The organism is Micromonospora sp. NPDC049081, assembly GCF_040648835.1.
GTDB lineage: Bacteria > Actinomycetota > Actinomycetes > Mycobacteriales > Micromonosporaceae > Micromonospora > Micromonospora antibiotica.
The window spans coordinates 258,189-276,256 of record NZ_JBEZEK010000002.1 but is presented as its reverse complement, the minus strand read 5'-3'; the positions used below and the strand labels follow the sequence as shown (position 1 = coordinate 276,256).

The 18,068-nt window shown below is 73.5% G+C and carries 15 protein-coding genes and 1 pseudogene; 7 read left to right on the top strand and 9 right to left on the bottom strand.

What is annotated here, in order from left to right; genetic code table 11:
• Positions 1-54: 54 nt before the first annotated feature.
• The gene (locus AB0B63_RS05085; protein WP_357014697.1) at positions 55-1,395 is read right to left on the bottom strand and encodes an MFS transporter; all 1,341 of its coding nucleotides are present in this window, start codon (positions 1,393-1,395) and stop codon (positions 55-57) included.
• A gap of 234 nt (positions 1,396-1,629) precedes the next feature.
• Here AB0B63_RS05085 and AB0B63_RS05080 point away from each other — a divergent pair, with 234 nt between their 5' ends.
• From AB0B63_RS05080 to AB0B63_RS05070, 3 genes are all read left to right on the top strand, one after another.
• Positions 1,630-2,604 (top strand): helix-turn-helix transcriptional regulator, encoded by a 975-nt coding sequence (locus AB0B63_RS05080; RefSeq protein WP_208568065.1) that lies wholly within the window; start codon positions 1,630-1,632, stop codon positions 2,602-2,604.
• A 75-nt stretch (positions 2,605-2,679) separates the two neighbouring features.
• Entirely contained in the window at positions 2,680-2,898 is a 219-nt protein-coding gene (locus AB0B63_RS05075) for a DUF397 domain-containing protein (RefSeq protein ID WP_208568064.1), read from the top strand.
• Between the two features lie 240 nt (positions 2,899-3,138).
• Entirely contained in the window at positions 3,139-3,408 is a 270-nt protein-coding gene (locus tag AB0B63_RS05070) for a hypothetical protein (RefSeq protein ID WP_357014695.1), read from the top strand.
• Positions 3,409-3,457: 49 nt separating this feature from the next.
• Here the strand turns inward: AB0B63_RS05070 and nudC are convergent, their stop codons facing one another.
• Genes nudC through AB0B63_RS05050 form a run of 4 tightly spaced genes read right to left on the bottom strand, consistent with a single transcriptional unit; the run spans position 3,458 to position 8,174 of the window.
• Positions 3,458-4,405, bottom strand: a complete 948-nt coding sequence (nudC, locus tag AB0B63_RS05065) for an NAD(+) diphosphatase (RefSeq protein WP_357014693.1) — start codon at positions 4,403-4,405, stop codon at positions 3,458-3,460.
• Positions 4,402-5,727, bottom strand: a complete 1,326-nt coding sequence (locus AB0B63_RS05060) for a pitrilysin family protein (RefSeq protein ID WP_357014691.1) — start codon at positions 5,725-5,727, stop codon at positions 4,402-4,404. The genes nudC and AB0B63_RS05060 overlap by 4 nt, the downstream gene beginning before the upstream one ends.
• Complete coding sequence (locus AB0B63_RS05055; protein WP_219464594.1) at positions 5,724-7,034, bottom strand: pitrilysin family protein; 1,311 nt, start codon at positions 7,032-7,034, stop codon at positions 5,724-5,726. Before AB0B63_RS05055 ends, AB0B63_RS05060 begins: the two co-directional genes overlap by 4 nt.
• Before the next feature lie 54 nt (positions 7,035-7,088).
• Complete coding sequence (locus AB0B63_RS05050; protein ID WP_357014688.1) at positions 7,089-8,174, bottom strand: LLM class flavin-dependent oxidoreductase; 1,086 nt, start codon at positions 8,172-8,174, stop codon at positions 7,089-7,091.
• Between the two features lie 188 nt (positions 8,175-8,362).
• On the opposite strand from AB0B63_RS05050, the gene AB0B63_RS05045 reads away from it, so the two are divergent.
• The 4 genes and pseudogenes from AB0B63_RS05045 to AB0B63_RS05030 all read left to right on the top strand — a co-directional run.
• Positions 8,363-9,421: an ABC transporter substrate-binding protein gene (locus AB0B63_RS05045; RefSeq protein WP_357014686.1), complete on the top strand. Its 1,059-nt coding sequence runs from the start codon at positions 8,363-8,365 to the stop codon at positions 9,419-9,421.
• The gene (locus AB0B63_RS05040; RefSeq protein ID WP_208568056.1) at positions 9,418-10,197 is read left to right on the top strand and encodes an ABC transporter ATP-binding protein; all 780 of its coding nucleotides are present in this window, start codon (positions 9,418-9,420) and stop codon (positions 10,195-10,197) included. Before AB0B63_RS05045 ends, AB0B63_RS05040 begins: the two co-directional genes overlap by 4 nt.
• Complete coding sequence (locus tag AB0B63_RS05035; RefSeq protein WP_357014684.1) at positions 10,187-11,071, top strand: ABC transporter permease; 885 nt, start codon at positions 10,187-10,189, stop codon at positions 11,069-11,071. The genes AB0B63_RS05040 and AB0B63_RS05035 overlap by 11 nt, the downstream gene beginning before the upstream one ends.
• Before the next feature lie 268 nt (positions 11,072-11,339).
• Positions 11,340-11,717 (top strand): annotated as a pseudogene (locus AB0B63_RS05030) (Rrf2 family transcriptional regulator); the annotation flags it as partial.
• A gap of 301 nt (positions 11,718-12,018) precedes the next feature.
• Here AB0B63_RS05030 and AB0B63_RS05025 read toward each other — a convergent pair.
• The 4 genes from AB0B63_RS05025 to AB0B63_RS05010 form a co-directional block, all read right to left on the bottom strand.
• Positions 12,019-12,219, bottom strand: coding sequence for a hypothetical protein (locus AB0B63_RS05025; RefSeq protein ID WP_208568054.1), 201 nt, complete (start codon positions 12,217-12,219; stop codon positions 12,019-12,021).
• 326 nt (positions 12,220-12,545) lie between these two features.
• The gene (locus tag AB0B63_RS05020; protein ID WP_357014681.1) at positions 12,546-13,874 is read right to left on the bottom strand and encodes a DEAD/DEAH box helicase; all 1,329 of its coding nucleotides are present in this window, start codon (positions 13,872-13,874) and stop codon (positions 12,546-12,548) included.
• 220 nt (positions 13,875-14,094) lie between these two features.
• Positions 14,095-14,298, bottom strand: a complete 204-nt coding sequence (locus AB0B63_RS05015) for a cold-shock protein (RefSeq protein ID WP_007464836.1) — start codon at positions 14,296-14,298, stop codon at positions 14,095-14,097.
• Between the two features lie 200 nt (positions 14,299-14,498).
• Positions 14,499-18,038, bottom strand: coding sequence for a UvrD-helicase domain-containing protein (locus AB0B63_RS05010; RefSeq protein ID WP_357014678.1), 3,540 nt, complete (start codon positions 18,036-18,038; stop codon positions 14,499-14,501).
• Positions 18,039-18,068: the final 30 nt, after the last annotated feature.

Genomic DNA, 18,068 nt, shown 5'->3' with positions numbered 1-18,068 from the left:
CGCCGCGGGGAGCGGCCGGCCCCACCGGGCCGGCCGCTCCCCGCAGTTGCGGGGTCACCGACCGGGGAGCCGGTGGATGGTGGGATCGGGCAGCGGCCGGCGGGGTGCCGGGATGTGGGCGGCCGGTGTGGGCGGGACCGGCGTCGGGGGTGTGGGCGGGACCGGTGTGGACGGGACCGGGGCGGGCGGGACCGGCGTCGGCGGGGCGGGCAGCCGTGGCGGGGTGAGTCGGCGACCCTGCCAGAGCCAGAGGCCGGCGACCGTGGTGACCACCCCGACCAGGACGAAGAGCAGTCGGTAGTCGAACACGCCGACCAGCAGCGCCCCCGTCCCGATGGAGACCGCCTGCGGCCCACTGACCAGCGCCTCGGAGGCCGCGGTGACCCGACCGAGCAGTCCCGGCGGGGTACGCCGCTGGACCAGGGTGGTCAGCCCGACCATGGTCAGTGGCAGAGACAGCCCGGCGAGCAGCAGGGCCAGCACCCCGAGGCGCAGGTCCGGCCAGGCCAGGGCCAGTGCGGCCGGACCGAACAGGGTCACCCCGGCGGCGAGCGCCCCCAGTTCGCCGACCCGACGCACGACCGTCGGTGAGAGCAGGCCGCCCACCAGGCCCCCGATCCCCTGCACGGTGATCAGCACCCCGACGAAGGCGGCGTCCCGGCGTAGTCCCTGGTCGACGTACGCGAAGATCAGTGATTCGGTGAAGCCCATCACGAGTGAGCCCATCCCGTACCCGAGCAGGGCCCGGCGCAGGGCCGCCTCGTGGGTGAGGTGGCGCAGCCCGGCGCCCAACTCCGCCGGCCACCGCAGGGTGGCGGTGGCGGGCGCGTGCTCGGTCACCCGCAGCAGCCCCACCACGGCGGCGGCGACCACGAAGCCGGTCATCGCCAGGCTGGTCAGCAGCCAGCCGCCGACCGCCGCGTACAGGGCCGCCCCGGCCAGCGGGCCGCCCAGGCGCAGGCCCTGCCGGACGGTCTGCAACGCCCCGTTCGCGTCGGCCAGCAGTTCGCTCGGCACGATCTGGCGAAGCAGCCCGCTCAGGGTCGCGTGCAACGTCAGGTAGGACAACCCGTAGCAGGCGGCCACCACGTAGATGATCCAGACGTCGGCCCGGTCGCGGACCAGGAAGAGCGGGCTGAGCACCAGCGCCGTGCCCAGGTTGGCGATCACGAAGAACGGTCGGCGACGGTAGCGGTCGACGACCCAACCGATCAGCGGGGCCAGGATCATCGGCGCGATGATCGCGAAGATGGTCGCGCCGGCCAGCCCGTCGGAGCCGGTCAGATCCTTGACCCAGATGGCGAGGGCGAGCAGCAGCAGCGACTCGGCCGCCATGCTGGCCAGCAGGGCGACGAAGAGCAGTCGGAAGTCGGGGCGGCGCAGGACGGTGCGCATGGGGTTCCCTCCGGCGGGGGGTGGCGTCCGGTGGACGCGTACGGGGGAACTGCCGCCAGCTGGGACGACGTCGTCCCCGGGCTCGGCCGGCACGTTCCACAGTCCTCTTTTTGACGCAAGACACGCCCTCGTCGGGACCTCCGACGCCGGTCGCGACGTCCATACTGACCGTGGGGGGCGAATTTCATACAGTTACCGCCGCGCCTCGCGACGGTCGACGGAATCGAGGACACCGTGCCTCCAGCCGTACCGAGTCCGATCCTGCGCCGACGCAGGCTCGGCAATGACCTGCGCCGCCTGCGCGAGGCGGCGGGACTCACCGGTGACCAGGTGATCGACCGGATCGGCTGGGCGTCGGCGTCGAAACTCTCCCGGCTGGAGAACGGCCGCAGCCGGCCCGACCCGGAGGACGTCAGCGTCCTGCTCGACCTCTACGGCGCCACCGCCGACCTGCGCCACGAACTGCTCGCCATCACCGACGAGGCCGGCGACATGCGTGCCTGGCGCAAGTCGTACCCGGTGATGACGCAGCAGCAGTTGGGCTGGGCGGAGCTGGAGGCGGGGTGCGCCCAGATCCGTGAGTACAACCCGGTCCTGGTGCCGGGGCTCCTGCAGACCGAGGGGTACGCCCGGCTGCGGATCCTCTCGGCCGAAGCCGCCGCCGCCGAGTCGGCGGAGCCGCCCGGGGACGACCCGGAGACCGAGGTCAAGGCCCGGCTGGGCCGGCAGTCCCTGTTGGACCGGGCGGACGGACCCCGGTACACGGCGGTGTTGGAGGAGGCGGCGCTGGGCCGGCGGGCCTGCCCGCCGGAAGTGCTGCGGGAGCAGCTCGCCCACCTCTGCGAGCTGGCCATGCTGCCGAACGTGACCCTGCACCTGCTGCTGCGGGACACCCGGATCGGGGAGTTCTACCTGCCACCGACGGCCTTCTCGCTCTACCGGTTCGCCGATTCGCAGGATCCGGAGACGTTGGCGATCGAAGGAGGCTTCATCGACGTCATGTCGACCGAGGTATCCACGGTAAATCGCTATAAAGTGGCATTTGAGTGGCTCTGCTCGGCGGCGCTCTCCGCATCGGACACCCTTACCTGGCTCTTCGCGGCAACGGGACGGCTGACCGACACGGCGGCCTCGTCCGTGGTGGCTCCGGGACCGACAGCAGCGCCGGCCCAACGCCGCCGGCAACCGGGGCGCCTGACGGAACGGTGACCCACACCGATCCGCCGGGGCCGGGCGACCGCCGCTCGTTCCGTCGAGGCAGTTCCAGAAAGCAGGAGCAGAACCATGAACGAGATCCAGACCGTGCCCGCCGACGCGCGCTGGCACAAGAGCACCCGCAGCCAGACCTCCAACTGTGTGGAGGTCGCCCACCTGCGTACCGCGACGGTCGAGGTGGCGCTGCGGGACAGCAAGGACCCGAACGGCCCGGTGCTGCTGTTCCCGAGGGCCGGCTGGCTCGGCTTCCTCGCTGGCACCAAGAACGGACAGTTCGCACTGGACTGATCCCGGTCGCTCAGGGTGGGGCCGTCGGCAGGATTGCCGGCGGCCCCACCGTCGTCCGGCGTCCCCGAACCCGTCATCCCCCGACGGCAACCGGTCTGACCAGGCATCGGATGATCGGACAGGGACCCGGTCGATCGCCGCGTTTCACTTGCTGGGACCCCGCGCGGGCGTAACATGACGATTCAGTGACGTGGAAGTTCCACCACGTACCGGCCACCCGCGGTCCGTCCGGAGACAGCCATGCGTTTCCTGATCGTTCGTACCGACATCCGCACCGCCGCCGACATCGACCTCGCCGCCGCCTGGGCCGGCGGGGGCTGCCTACGCAACGAAACCACCACCCCGGAGTTCCGCCGGCAGACCGTCCACGCCGAGGACCGGGACGCTGCCCTGCTGCTGGCCCGCGCCCTGTCCACGGTGGGCGCGGTCCGCGCCGGCCGGCAGCGGGTCAAGGTGCTTCCGCTCGACGAACCGGGCCGACGCTCCCGCAGGCGACACCCGCCCGGCTGACCGACCTCCGTCGGCAGACCCGCACGGCGTCGGCACGGCACCCGACCGGTCAGCAGTGCCCGTCGAGCCAGCGGTGGATCAGGAAGAGGGCGATCGACGACGGCGGCGGCAGGAGCACCCGGTCGCCGTCCCCGGCGTCCACCGCCCGACCGGCCAGCACCGCGCCGATGTCCCGCCGGGTGAACCACCGGGCGTACGCGATCTCCGTCGGGTCGACCCGCACCGGCTCCCGGGGGTCCGCCTCGGCCAGGTAGCCCAGCATCAGCGAGCCCGGAAACGGCCAGGCCTGGCTGCCCGCGTACGTGATCCGCTCGACCCCGACGCCGACCTCCTCGCGGACCTCGCGCAGCACGGCCGCCTCCGCCGACTCCCCCGGCTCCACGTAGCCGGCGAGACAGGAGAACCGCCGCTGCCCCGGGGTACGCGGCCAGGTGGCGTTGTTGCCGAGCAGACAGCGACCGTCAGGTCCCCCCACCCCGTCGTGCACCAGGACGATCATCGCCGGGTCGGTCCGCGGCCACATCCGCTGGCCATCCGTGCCCACCCGGGTCCAGCCGCCCTCGGCGACCTCGGTCCGGTGCCCCGACCGGGGTGACCAGCCGTGCCCCAGGTGCCAGTTGACCAGGGCGAGCGCCGTGGTGAAGATCCCCGCGTCCCGGTCGTCGAGCAGGTGGCCGATCTCCCGCAGGTTGGCCGCCCGGGTGCCTGGCAGGTCGGGGAGCGGGGCGTCCACCGCGAAGACCGGCACCCCGTCGGGCTCCACCCCCAGGAAGAGCGGGTACGCCTCCCCCGGCGGGCCGACCTCGGCGGCTTCCCGCAGCACCAGCACCGGCGGGTTCGCCTCGGTGTGCACCAGCGCCCGCCCGTCCCGGGTCGAGTCCAACACCAGCACCCGGGCCCGCTGCCACGCCTGCGCCAACCACTGCGGGTCGGTACGCCGGTGCGCCGCCCGGTCCAACGTGGACCGGGCCAGCGGGGGCGCGGCCTCCCCGCTCACGCCGACTCCGTCCGCACCGGGGTGAGGGCGGACAGTGGTCCGGCGACCCGCTCGGCGTCACCGAGCACCACCACGACCGCCCGCGCCGGGGCAAGATACCGGGCACCCGCCTCGGCGACGTCCTCGACGGTGGCCTTCGCCAGCCGGGCGGCGTGCTCGGCGAGGAAGTCCAGGCGCAGCCCGCTGCCCGCGTACGCGCTGGTCAACGCGGCCAGCCCGGCCTGGGTGGAGATGCCGAGCTGGAGGGTGCCCAGGGCGTACTGGCGGGCCTGCTCCAACTCGTCCACCCCGGGCGGCACCGAGGCCAGCCGGCCCAGCTCGTACGTCGTCTCCAGCAGGGCCGGGCCGGTCACCTCGGTGGCCACCTCGGCCCCGGCGACCAGCACCGACCCGGCCACCGAGTGCTCGACCGACGAGTGCGGGCCGTAGGTGTACCCCTTGTCCTCCCGGATGTTCTCCGTCCAGCGGGACGAGAAGTAACCGCCGAAGATCAGATTGGCCAGTTGCAGCGCGGCGTGGTCCGGGTGGGTGCGGGGCACCGCCGGCAGCGCGATCCGCAGCGACGACTGCACCGAACCGGGCCGGTCCACCAGCAGCAGCGGACCGGGTTCCAGCGGGGGTGCCGGCGGCAGGGCGGCACCCCGGCTGTCCCCGGTCCAGCCGGCCAGGGCCTTCTCCGCCGCGTCCAACGCGCGTTCCGGCTGCACGTCGCCGACCAGCACCAGCACCGCCTCGGCCGGGTGCACCCGCTCGGCGTGCAGCCGGCGCAGCGCCGCCGGACGGACCGCGCGGACCTGGTCCGGTTCCGGGGTCTGCACCGCGTACGGGTGCCGGCCGTAGATCCGCCGCAGCAGCGCGGTGCGGGCCAGGTGGGCCGGCTGGCTCTGCGCCACCTGGATCCGGTCCACCAGTCGGTCCCGCTCGGTCTGCACCCAGTCGGCCGGGTAGCTGGCGTCGGTCAGCACGTCCGCCAGGATCTCCAGCATCCGGTCCAACCCGGTGACCAGACCCGCACCGGAGAGCATCAGCCGGTCCGGGTCGGCCCCGGCGGACAGCCCACCGCCGACCTTCTGCAACTCGGCGGCGATCTGGGTGGCGGTGAGGGTGCCGGTGCCGGCCAGCACGGTCTCGGCGAGCATCGCCCCCCGGGCCAGGTGGGTCCGGCCGAACGGCATCCACAGCCGCAACTCGACCAGGGGGACGGCGGGCCGGCGTACCGCGAGCACGGTGAGCCCGTTGGGAAGCCTGCGCTCGGCCTGCTTGGGCAGCTTGAGCCGCCGGGTCGGACCGAGCGCCGGTAGCGCCCGGGAGACGCTGGTCATTTGGCACCTCCTGGGATGACCTCGATGGAGGCGCGGCGCTCCGGGCGCAGGGTGGCGGCGGCGGCGCGGACCTGGTCCTCGGTGACCTCGCCGACCAGCCGGGGCAGGTCGTTGAGCAGGCCCGGCTCGCCGCGCTGCTGTTCCAGCACCGCCATCCGCAGCGCCCGGCCGAGCACCGCGTCGGTGTCCCGCAGCAGGTGGGTGGCCATCCGCGCCTGGGTACGGGCCAGCTCGCCGTCGGTCAGCCCGTCGGTGGCCAGCCGGTCCAGTTCCTCGTCGATCGTGCGCAACGCCTTGTCCACGTCGCCGCCGGGCGGCAGGTGCGCCTGGAGCAGCAGTGCGGTGGGGTCGCGGACGTCGAACGGGTCACCCATGAAGCCGAGGTAGCCGCCGAGGCCGGTGACGCTGCGGTCGCGCTGCACCATCCGCTCCACCAACCGGGACGCGTCCCCGTCGGTGAGCACCTCGGCGAGCACCACGTAGGGCAGGTAGCCGGCGAAGTCGACGACCGGGTCGGGCACCCGCCACGCCGAGGCCACCGCCGGCAACGGGGCCAGCTGATCGGTGTACGAGGTACGCCGCTCGACGGTCAGGTCCGGCTCGGTGAAGTCCGGACGCTCCGGGGCGGGTCGGGCCGGCACGTCACCGAAGTGCCGTTCGACGAGCGTGGTCGCCTCCGCGACGTCGATGTCCCCGCTGACCGCCAGGACGGCGTTGCCGCTGGCGTAGTAGCGGCGGAAGAAGTCGGCGGCGTCGGCGACGGTGGCGGACTCCAGGTCGTCGAAGGAGCCGTAACCGTCGTGCGCGTTGGGGAAGGTGTCGAACATGACCGGCGGCAGGGTCAGCCAGGGGAACCCGCCGTACGGCCGGTTGAGCACGTTGACCCGGATCTCCTCCTTGACCACGTCGACCTGGTTGCGCAGGTTCTCCTCGGTCAGCCGGGGGCCGCGCATCCGGTCGGCCTCCAGGAACAGCGCCCGTTCCAGGGCGTTGCCGGGAAGCGTCTCGTAGTAGTCGGTGTAGTCCAGGTGGGTGGAGCCGTTGAAGGTGCCGCCGGCACCCTGCACGTGCCGGAAGTGGGCAAGCTTCTCCAGGTTCTCCGAGCCCTGGAACATCAGGTGCTCGAAGAGGTGGGCGAAGCCGGTACGCCCCTGCGGCTCGGAGCGGATGCCGACGTCGTAGACGACCGCCACGCCGATCACCGGGGCGCTGCGGTCCGGGGTGAGCACCACCCGTAGGCCGTTGTCGAGGGTGAACCGCTCGACCGGGTATTTCGTCGCTGGAATTCTCGCTCTCCGGGTCGGCACGTGATCGACCCTAGCGTGTCGCCAGCGGCGGCACGGCCGTCCGCGACCCGCGTCTCAGTACGACACCGCGACGGGCAGGGCGGTGACCCGGGGCAGCACCTCCGCGCCGACCCGTTCCGCCTCCTCCCGGTGCGGCCAGCCGGAGAGGATGAACTCGTCGACGCCGCTGTGGGCGTACTCGTCGAGCCGGGCGGCGACCTCGGCGTAGCTGCCGACCAGGGCGGTGCCCGCACCCTCGCGGACCAGGCCGATGCCGGCCCACAGGTTCGTCGCGACGGCGAGGCGTCCGCTGCCGCCGCCGTGCAGCGCGGTCATCCGGGCCTGGCCGACGGAGTCCATCCGGCCGAACCGGGCCTGGGCGGCGGCGATCCGCTCCGGGCTCATCCCGGCCCGCAGCCGGTCGGCCTCGGCCCACGCCTCGGCGGTGGTGTGCCGGGCGATGACGTGCAGCCGCAGCCCCGTACGCAGGGTGCGGCCCTGCTCGGCGGCGCGGGCGCGGACCCGGGCCACCCGGGTGGCGATCGCCGCCGGTGGCTCGCCCCACATCAGGTACGTGTCGGCCTGCCGGGCGGCGACCGCCTCGGCGGCCGGGGACGCGCCGCCGAGGTAGACCGGGGGCGGGTCGGCCAGCGGGCTGGCGAGCCCACCGCCGTCGATCCGGTAGTGCTCACCGGCGAAGTCGAACGGGCCGCCGCGCCAGGAGCGGCGGAGCACCTCGATGAACTCCCCGGTACGGGCGTAGCGCGCGTCGTGGTCGAGGAAGTCGCCGTACGCCCGCTGCTCGGTGGGGTCGCCGCCGGTGACGACGTTCAGCGCGAGCCGACCCCCGGAGACCGCCTGGAACGCCTCGGCCTGCTGGGCGACCAGGGTCGGCAGGGCGAAGCCGGCGCGGACGGCGACCAGCAGCCCGATCCGTTCGGTGTGCTGGGTGACCGCCGCGCAGACGATCCACGGGTCGGGGCAGCCGGAGCCGACGGGGGTGAGCAGTGCGCTGAACCCGCCCGCCTCGGCGGCCCGGGCCACCTCGGTCAGATATCCGATGGTGGCGGCCCGCGCGTGCCGGGCCGCACCGGCGGTGACGGTGGCCGCACCGACCTGGTCGCCGTCGCCGGAGGTGGGGAGGAACCAGTGGAAGGTCATGTCGGCCGCCCTCTCGCCGTGTCCCGCCCGGTCTGCCTCGCCGGGGGCAGCTAAACCTATCAAGAAGGTAGGAAAACCAGGAATATCTGAGACCCGACATCCCATGATGTGGACGGTGCTTGACGTCGATGGACCCCTGGCCCACTCTTCCTACCAACTAAATAGGAATACTGCGGATTGGACAGATGATGAGACGGCTCCCCTTCCGTCGGCTGATCTCCCTCGCCACCCTCGCCGCCGTCGGCGTGGCCGCGATGGGCACCACCGCCGCGTGCGGCGACGACGACAGCGCCGGCGGCGACTCCGGCCCCGTCACGCTGCGGCTGGGCTACTTCCCCAACATCACGCACGCCCCGGCCGTGGTCGGCGTCGAGAAGGGCCTCTTCGCGGAGAAGCTGGGCGACGTCAAGCTGGAGACCAAGACGTTCAACGCCGGCCCGGCCGCCATCGAGGCGATCTTCTCCGGCGCGCTCGACGCCACGTACATCGGCCCGAACCCGACGGTGAACGCGTTCTCCAAGTCCAAGGGCGAGGCCGTCCGGGTCATCTCCGGCGCCGCCTCCGGCGGGGTCGCCCTGGTGGTCAAGCCCGGGATCACCTCGGTCGACCAGCTGCGCGGCAAGAAGATCGCCACCCCGCAGCTCGGCAACACCCAGGACGTCGCCATCCGCTACTGGCTCAAGGAGAAGGGCCTCAAGACCACCAAGGAGGGCGGCGGCGACGTCAAGATCGTCCCGCAGGAGAACGCCCAGACGGTGGAGACCTTCTCCAGCGGCTCGATCGACGGCGCGTGGGTGCCCGAGCCGTTCGTCTCCCGGCTGGTCAACGCGGGCGGCAAGGTCCTCGTCGACGAGCGGGACCTCTGGCCGGACAAGAAGTTCGTCATCACCAACCTGATCGTCTCCACCAAGTTCCTCAAGGCCCACCCCGACGCGGTGAAGAAGCTGGTCGAGGGGCAGGTCGCGGCGAACGACTTCGTCAACACCAAGCCGGACGAGGCCCAGCAGGCCATCTCCGACCACATCGGCAAGATCACCGGCAAGCCGCTGGACCTCAAGCTGATCAAGCAGGCGTGGCCCACCCTGCTGTTCACCAACGACCCGATCGCGTCCTCGCTCAAGACCGGGCTGGACCACGCCGTCGCCGTCGAGCTGACCCAGCCGGTCGACCTGAACGGACTCTACGACCTGAAGTACCTCAACGAGGTGCTCAAGACGCAGGGCCAGGCCGAGGTCACCCAGCCGTGACGTCGACCACGACACCGCCGCAGAGCGCGACCGCCGCGGTCGCGCTCTCCGGCGTGACCAAGGTGTACGGGCGCGGGACGAACGCCGTCCTCGCCCTGGACGGGGTCAGCCTCGACGTCCGTCCCGGCGAGTTCGTCTGCCTCGTCGGCGCGTCCGGCTGCGGCAAGAGCACCCTGCTCAACCTCGTCGCCGGGCTGGACCGCGCGCAGGGCGGCACCATCACGGTGGCCGACGACGCCCACCCCGGCCTGATGTTCCAGGAGCCGGCGCTCTTCCCGTGGCTGACCGTCGAGGCCAACGTCGAGGTGCCGTTGAAGCTGCGCGGGCTGCCCCGGGCCGAGCGTCGGGAGCGGGTGGCCGAGCTGCTGAGCACCGTCCACCTGTCCGACTTCGGCCGCAAACGGCCGCACGAGCTGTCCGGCGGCATGCGGCAGCGGGTCGCCCTGGCCCGCACCCTCGCCCTGGACACCCCGGTCCTGCTGATGGACGAGCCATTCGGCGCGCTCGACGCGATGACCCGGGACATCCTGCACGACGAGCTGGAACGGATCTGGGCCGAGCGGCAGCTCACCGTGCTGTTCGTGACGCACAACGTCCGGGAGGCGGCCCGGCTCGCCGACCGGATCATCCTGCTCAGCAGCAGGCCCGGCCGGATCATCTGGTCCACGGAGGTGAACGTGTCCCGCCCCCGGCGTATCGACTCCCCCGAGGTGGCCGCGATCGCCTCCGAGGTCACCGACCGACTCCGTACCGAGGTGGGCCGCCATGGCAAGTGACACCCTGACCGGCTCGGCCCGCACCGACGCGGAGATCTCCGGGCTGGACGCGCTGGAGATCGCCGGTCGCGACAAGGAGGTCTCCCGGGGGGCCCGGCTCTGGGCGTCCACCTGGCCCAAGCTCGCCGCGCTCGCCATCGCCATCGGGTTGTGGCAGGTGGTGGTGTGGAGCGGCTGGAAGCCGCCGTACTCGCTGCCCGGCCCGGTCACCGTCGCCGAGGAACTGGCCCGGCAGGCCAGCGGGCGGCAACTCTGGGACGGTCTCGCCACCACCCTGCAACGGGCCGCGCTCGGCTATGTCTTCTCGGTCGCGGTCGGCCTGCTGGTCGGCCTGGCGGTGGCCCGGTCCAAGGTGCTCCGGGCGGCGATCGGCTCGATGATCACCGCGTTGCAGACGATGCCGTCGATCGCCTGGTTCCCGCTGGCCATCCTGCTGTTCGAGCTGAGCGAGAAGGCGATCTTCTTCGTGGTGGTGCTCGGCGCCGCGCCGTCCATCGCCAACGGGGTGATCAGCGGCGTCGACTACGTGCCGCCGCTGCTGGTCCGGGCCGGCCGCAACCTCGGCGCCCGGGGGCTGAACCTCTACCGGTACGTCATCGCGCCGGCCGCGCTGCCCGCCATCGTCGCCGGGCTCAAACAGGGCTGGGCCTTCTCCTGGCGCAGCCTGATGGCCGGTGAGCTGCTGGTGGTCGGCATCTCACAGACGTCCCTGGGTGCCCAGCTCACCTACTCACGGGAGTTGTCCGACGCGCCCTGGCTGCTCGCCACGATGATCGTCATCCTGGTCGTCGGGCTGGTGGTCGACGCCGCGTTCGGGGCGGCCGACCGGGCGATCCGCCGCCGCTGGGGCGTACTGGACCAGGCTGGTCAGTGACGTGTACATCTCCGCGCGCAGTGACTATGCGCTCCGGGCCATGCTCGCCGTCGCCGCGTCCGGCGACGGCGAGACCACCCACTCCACGGATGGACCCGGCCGACCCGAGGGCGGCGGCGGGCCCGAGGGCGGCAGCGGCCGGCCTGACAGCGGCGACCGGTTCGGGGACGGCCGGCCCGGGGGCGGCGACCGGGCTGACAGCGGCGACCGGTCCGGGGGTGGCCGCGACCGTGGCAGCCCCGGTGGCGGCGGTGGGAGCCGTGGCGGTGGCGGTGAACTCGTCAAGGCGGCGTGCCTGGCGCAGGCGCAGGGTATTCCGCTGAGCTTCCTTCAGGGCATCCTGCTCGACCTGCGCCGCGCGGGTCTGCTGCACAGTCACCGGGGCACCGAGGGCGGCTACGCGCTGACCCGACCCGCCTCGCAGATCAGCGTCGGGGACGTGCTGCGTGCCGTCGGTGGATCACTGACCACCGTCCGCGGGCTGCCCGCCGAGGACGCCGGCTACCACGGGGTGGCGACCGGCCTGCGCGACGTCTGGCTCGCCGTGGACGGCGCGATCGCCGTGGTGGTCGACCAGACCACCCTGACCGACCTGCTGGTCCGCCAGGAGCATGCCCCGGCCCCACTGCCGACGCCCAGCCGCTGAACCGGTTCGACCGGTGATGCCGGCCGGCCCGCCTGCGGGCAGGGTCCGGACGCGGCGCCGTTCGGCCGCTGACGACACCCGACCCGACCGCACCGTTCGGCCGCGAAGACACCCGACAAGCCGCACCGTTCGGCCGCGAAGACACCCGACAAGCCGCGCCGTTCGATCGCTCACGGCAGCCGACCCGCTGACCGCCTGCGAACCGCTGGTCCGGGGTGTCCGTCCGACCGTCGACCCCCCAGGATCCGACGGTCGGACGGGCACCCGGCCCCGCGGGCCCCACGGCCCCCGCAGGGTCGACTCAGCCGGCGGTCAGCTCGACCGTCGGCGGGCGCCCTTCGTCAGGGCTGTGCAACTCGACCAGCCCGGCCGGGGCGGTCCGCCCCGGCCTCGGGTGCCAGGGCGCGAACGCCGCGACCATGGCGAGCAGGAGCCCGGCACCGGCCACGGCTAACACCACCATCAGCTCGCGTCCCGCTCCCGACTCGACGTCGCCCCCCATGGTCACCCCTCCCGTGCCCGACCGTGCCGGCCGGTTCTTCCCCCGCGAGCAAGCTTCGACCAGCCGGGCACGGTGGAACAGTCACCGATCGGACGCAATAGAGCCGGCAAACCGACCCACCCGCCACCATGATCACCGAGGGTCTCCGCCCGACCCCGCACCGTCCACCGGTCGGCGGCACCCGACCCTCACCCGGCCCGAAAGCACGATCGACTCAGCCGGGCCGATATGCGGCATCGTCGACACGATGACACCGCAACAACGGCCCGGCTGAGTCGAACGTGACCAAGCCCGGCGGACGGCCCGGGTCGGGCGGGACCGGTCGGTCAGGCGGTACGGGGGCGACGCGGTCGACGGGACCGGCCCGACGCCCGGTGCGACCGACCACCCTCGCCACCGCCACCGCCACCGGTGCCGCCACCGACAGCGGCACGCGGCCGGGCGGCCGGGGTGGGCGTCGGGGCGACGATCGTCACCGGCACACCCGACGGCTCACGGGCCCCGGTCACCCGGGCCAGCGCTCCGTCGCCGAGGCGTACCTGGGTGGACTGCGGCTTGATGCCGGCCACGCTCATCAGCCGGGAGACGTCCCGACGCTGCTCCGGCAGGACCAGGGTGACCACCTGACCGGCCTCACCGGCGCGGGCGGTACGACCACCCCGGTGCAGGTAGTCCTTCGCCTCGGTCGGCGGGTCCACGTTGACCACCATGTCCAGACCGTCGACGTGGATGCCCCGGGCCGCCACGTCGGTGGCGACCAGCGCGGTCACCTGGCCGGTGCGGAACTGCTCCAGGATCCGGGTGCGCTGCGGCTGGGACTTCCCGCCGTGCAGCGCCGCAGCGCGGACGCCCTTGGCTAGCAGCTGGCGGGCCATCCGGTCGGCCCGGTGCTTCGTCGCCATGAACAGGATGGTGCGGCCCTCGCGGGCGGCGATCTGGGTGAGCGCGGTGGGCTTGTCGACCGCGTCGACGTGCAGCACGTGGTGGGTCATCGCGGTCACCGTGGCGGTGCCCGGGTCCACCGAGTGCGACACCGGGTTGCTGAGGAACCGGCGGACGAGGCGGTCCACCCCGCCGTCCAGGGTGGCCGAGAAGAGCATCCGCTGCCCGTTCGGGGCGACCTGCTCCAGCAGCTTGGTCACCTGCGGCAGGAAGCCCATGTCGGCCATCTGGTCGGCCTCGTCCAGCACGGTGATGGCGACCTGGTCGAGGCGGGCGTCGCCCCGGTTGATCAGGTCGTGCAGCCGGCCGGGGGTGGCCACCAGCACCTCGGCACCGGCGCGCAGGGCGTCCGCCTGCCGCTGGAGGGAGAGCCCGCCGACCACGGTGGCGCAGCGCAACCCCAGCGCCCGGGCGTACGGGGTGAGTGCCGTGGTGACCTGGGCGGCCAGCTCACGGGTGGGGACCAGCACCAGGGCGAGCGGGCGACCCGGGCGGGCCCGGTGACCGGCGGTGCGGTGCAGCAGCGGGAGCCCGAAGGCGAGGGTCTTGCCCGAGCCGGTGCGGCCCCGGCCGAGCACGTCCCGGCCGGCCAGCGAGTCCGGCAGGGTGGCCGTCTGGATCGGGAACGGCTCGGTGATGCCCTGCTTGGTCAGCTCGGCGAGCAGCGCCGGCGCGAGGCCGGTCGCGGCGAAGGTGGGAATGGTCATGGTCATGCGGAATGCCTTCCTCGACGCGGCACGTGTCGAGGGAGGGCGCCGAGACTCGGCGCGGTCTCCGACGGAGCAGTCCGTCGAAGACTCACAAGCACGAACCGATGGGGTACGGGCCGGTCCGCCGCAGCACGCCGCGTCCCGCCGGAGCGGGGGGCGGCGCGGCGGACCGGTCCGTCACCGGGTCCGGAGGACCCGGTGGGTGTTACGGACGATCCGAAGATCAGAGCGGGCGGATGTTCTCCGCCTGCGGGCCCTTCTGGCCCTGGGTCACCTCGAACTCGACCCGCTGGTTCTCGTCCAGGCTCCGGTAGCCGGAGGACTGGATCGCCGAGAAGTGGGCGAAGACGTCGGCGCCGCCGCCGTCCGGGGTGATGAAGCCGAAGCCCTTGTCAGCGTTGAACCACTTGACGGTGCCAATTGCCATCTGTTTCGTCTCCTTGACGGAACGTCGAACCCGCACCTGTTGCGGGCCCGAAGAGGAGCGCCCCGCGCGGGATGCGCGAATCGCCTGTTGTTTTTGGTCGCCCCGCCCGGAGAGCTCCGGACACAACAAAGAGCGCCTGGGGCCACAATCCGCCAGGCGCACACAGAGTCTCTGGAAACCAAAACTGCAACAAGAACAACCTACCACGGATCTTCGGGAGCGCCACCCCCCACCGGATTTTCCGGCAACCCGGCGATGATCGTGGTCAGCCCGTCGGCGTCCAGCAGGTCCGCCGGCCGCACCGTCACCCCCTCCCGGACGTAGTGGAAGGCCGCCCCAACCCGGTCCACCGGCACCCCGGCCAGCTCCGCCCAGGCCAGCCGGTACACGGCCAGCTGCACCGCGACCACCTCGGCCTCAACGCCGGTCGGCTGCCGGCCGGTCTTCCAGTCGACCACGTCGTACCGGCCGCCGGGGCGGGTGAACACGGCGTCCATCCGGCCCCGCACCACCACGCCGGCCAGCACCGTGGCGAACGGCACCTCCACCTCCACCGGCACCCGGTCGGCCCACTCGCTGGCCAGGAAGCGCTCCTGGAGTTCGGCCAGCGCCGCGTCGGGGGCGGCGTCCGCGTCGGCCGCACCCGGCAACTCGTCCACGTCGAGCAGCCGGTCGGCCCCGAAGCGGGCCTCCAGCCACGCGTGGAAGGCGGTACCCCGCCGGGCGTACGGGCTGGGCGGGGCCGGCATCGGCCGGCGCAGCGTACGGGCCAGCTGCGCCGGGTCCCGGCGCAGCGCCACCAACTGGGTGACCGACAGGTGCCCGGGTAGCACCACCTCCACCGCCTCGGCCTGCCGCAGCAGCTCCGCCCGCTCGGCCAGGAGCAGATCCGCCTCCCGCCGCCACCGCGCCACCTCCGGATCGGGCTCCGGACCCGCCGCCTCCGGACCAGCCGCCCCCCTGCCCGCCGCCGGCGTGCCCGTGGGAGGCGGGACCACCACCTGGGGGGCCGTCACCTGCGGAGACACCGCCTGGGGGGCCGTCACCTGCGGGGCCACCGCCTGCGGGTCGCCGGGCGCCACGGCGGGCGCGGGATCGCGGCGGGCCGCGTCGGGGTCGGCGAGGAACCGACGGACCAGGGCAGCCGCCTCGGTCAACGCCGGCCGGCGGGGGCCCAGCGGGTCGGCCGGCCACTCCGCCCGCAGCACCACCTCGTTGGTCGGGTTGACCGCGTCACCGGCCGGCTCGGGCGTCCACTCGTCGACCAGCAGGCCGTCCCCACCGGCCAGGCAGGCGTCGTACACCTCGCGGAGCAGCACCGACGGGCCCCGGAACCGTTTGGTCCCCTCCCCCCACCAGTAGCCGGAGCAGAGCAGCAGCCGCCGAGGCCGGGTCACCGCCACGTACGCCAGCCGGCGTTCCTCACGCTCGTCGTGGGCCCGCCAGGCGTCGGTGAAGTCGGACACCGCCCGGGCCACCCCGCGCTGGTCTATCACCTCGGTCAGGTCGAGCGTGGGCAACCCGTCGGCGTCGCCGCGCAACGGGAACGGCAGCACCCCGAGCCCACCCAGCCAGTGGTCGGAGTTGCGGACCTGCCCGGGCCAGCTGCCCCGGGTCAGCCCGGCGACCGCCACGACGTCCCACTCCAGGCCCTTGGCGGCGTGTGCGGTGAGCACCTGCACCGCGCCCTCCACCACCTCCACCTCGCCCGGGGACAGCCCACGTTCCTCGTCCTCGGCGGCGGCCAGGTAGGCCAGGAAACCGGCGAGCGTCGCCGCCGGGGTCTCGCCGCTGAACCTGGCCGCCACGTCACCGAGCGCGTCCAGGTGCCCCCGGGCCAGTCCGGCGTCGCCGGTGCCGTCCCGGCCGGCCCGGACCGCCACCTCGACGTCCAGCCCGATGGTGCGTTCCACGTCCGCGATCAGCTCCGGCAGCGTCTGGTCCAGCCGGTAGCGCAGCAGGGCCAGCTCCATCCCGTACGACCGCAGCCGCGCGTAGCCCTCCGCCGAGTACGTCTGCGCCGGCCCCAGGTCGGCCAGCGCCTCCACCAGGGTCGCCTCGTCGAGGGTGTCCACGACGATCTCCGGCCCGTCGTCGCCGGTCAACTCCCGGCGGGCCCGGGCGATGACCCGCGCCCGCCGGTGCAGGGCGACCAGGTCACGCGGCCCGATCCGCCAGCGCGCCCCGGTGAGCAGCCGCAGCAGCGCCGCACCGTCGGTCGGGTCGGCGAGCACCCGCAGGGTGCAGACCACGTCCCGTACCTCAGGGGTGTCCAGCAGCCCGCCCAGGCCGACCACCTCGACCGGCAGCCCCCGGGCCCGCAGGGCGGCCTCGATCGCCGGGATCTGGCTGCGCAGCCGGACCAGCACGGCGGTGGCGGGGCGCTGCGGCACCGGGATGTGCTCGGGCAGCGCACCGGGCATCCGGGCCGCCCCCCGCCAGGCGGCGAGCACACTGTCGGCGATCCAGTCCGCCTCGTCGACGTACGTGGGCAGCAGCGCGCAGTGCACGGTGCCGGCGGCCCGGCCGCGCGGGCTGCGGTGCGGGATCGGGTCGCGGACGCTCAGCGCGGCGTGCAGCTCCGGCACCCGGGCGCCGGCGGCCCGCAGCGGCACCGACAGCGCGTTGGCCACGCCGAGGATCTCCGGCCGGTTACGCCAGCTGGTGGTGAGGCTCATCGCCTCGGCGGGGGCACCGTCGGCGCGGGCGAAGTCGGTGGGGAACCGGTCCAGCGTGCCGGCGCTGGCCCCCCGCCACCCGTAGATCGACTGGCAGGGGTCGCCGACGGCGGTGACCGGGTGACCGCCGCCGAAGAGGTGGTTGAGCAGCACCACCTGGGCGTGGCTGGTGTCCTGGTACTCGTCGAGCAGCACCACCCGGAAACGGTCCCGCTCGACCGCGCCGACCGCCGGGTGGTCCCGGGCCACCCGGGCGGCACGGGCGAGCTGGTCGGCGAAGTCCATCGCCTCGAAGTCGTCCTTGCGCCGGGCGTACGCCCGCACCAGCGGCAGCAGCTTCAGCCGGGTGCGTTGCAGCTGGAGGGCCTTGCGGACGTCGGCGTAGACCCGGCCCGGGTGGGACTGCACCTCGGCGAAGAACCGGCCCGTCCAGGCGGCCAGGGTGTCCGGGTCGACCAGGTGCTCGTCCAACTCGCCGGCCAGCGCGAGCACGGCGTCGGTGATGGTGCTCGGCATCCGGTCGACCTCGGACATGTCGCCGTCGTAGTTGCGCACCAGCAGGTCGACGAGCTGCCACCGGGACGCCTCGGTGAGCAGCCGGGTGGTCGGCTCGTAGCCGGCCCGCAGCCCGTGCTCGGTGACGATCCGCCCGGCGTACGAGTGGTAGGTGGAGACGGTGGGCTCGCCGGCCAGCGGATCGTCGAGCGGGTTGCGGGCCCGCCGCCCGAGCCGCCGCACCAACTGGTCGAGCCGGGTCCGCACCCGGTGCGCCAACTCACCGGCCGCCTTGCGGGTGAAGGTCAGCCCGAGGATCTGCTCCGGGCGGACGTAGGAGTTGGCGACCAGCCAGACCACCCGGGCGGCCATCGTCTCGGTCTTGCCCGAACCGGCACCCGCCACCACCAGCAGCGGCGCGACCGGTGCCGCGATGATCGCGGCCTGTTCGGCGGTGGGGGCGGGCAGCCGGAGCAGCCGGGCCAGCTCCACCGGCGTGTAGCGCGGCCCGGCGTCGGCGGCGCGGGGCGCGGGGGCGGCGGCGCTGAACAGGGTCGGCTGGGTCACCGCTCTCCCCTCGTCGCACACCACGGCCCC

Bases quoted from the DNA above. Each gene is read 5' to 3' on its own strand.
- AB0B63_RS05060 (WP_357014691.1), bottom strand. From the start codon at position 5,727: ATGACCAGCGTCTCCCGGGCGCTACCGGCGCTCGGTCCGACCCGGCGG.
- AB0B63_RS05035 (WP_357014684.1), top strand. From the start codon at position 10,187: ATGGCAAGTGACACCCTGACCGGCTCGGCCCGCACCGACGCGGAGATC.
- AB0B63_RS05050 (WP_357014688.1), bottom strand. From the start codon at position 8,174: ATGACCTTCCACTGGTTCCTCCCCACCTCCGGCGACGGCGACCAGGTC.
- AB0B63_RS05020 (WP_357014681.1), bottom strand. From the start codon at position 13,874: ATGACCATGACCATTCCCACCTTCGCCGCGACCGGCCTCGCGCCGGCG.
- AB0B63_RS05025 (WP_208568054.1), bottom strand. From the start codon at position 12,219: ATGGGGGGCGACGTCGAGTCGGGAGCGGGACGCGAGCTGATGGTGGTG.
- AB0B63_RS05070 (WP_357014695.1), top strand. From the start codon at position 3,139: ATGCGTTTCCTGATCGTTCGTACCGACATCCGCACCGCCGCCGACATC.
- AB0B63_RS05075 (WP_208568064.1), top strand. From the start codon at position 2,680: ATGAACGAGATCCAGACCGTGCCCGCCGACGCGCGCTGGCACAAGAGC.
- AB0B63_RS05045 (WP_357014686.1), top strand. From the start codon at position 8,363: ATGAGACGGCTCCCCTTCCGTCGGCTGATCTCCCTCGCCACCCTCGCC.
- AB0B63_RS05015 (WP_007464836.1), bottom strand. From the start codon at position 14,298: ATGGCAATTGGCACCGTCAAGTGGTTCAACGCTGACAAGGGCTTCGGC.
- AB0B63_RS05085 (WP_357014697.1), bottom strand. From the start codon at position 1,395: ATGCGCACCGTCCTGCGCCGCCCCGACTTCCGACTGCTCTTCGTCGCC.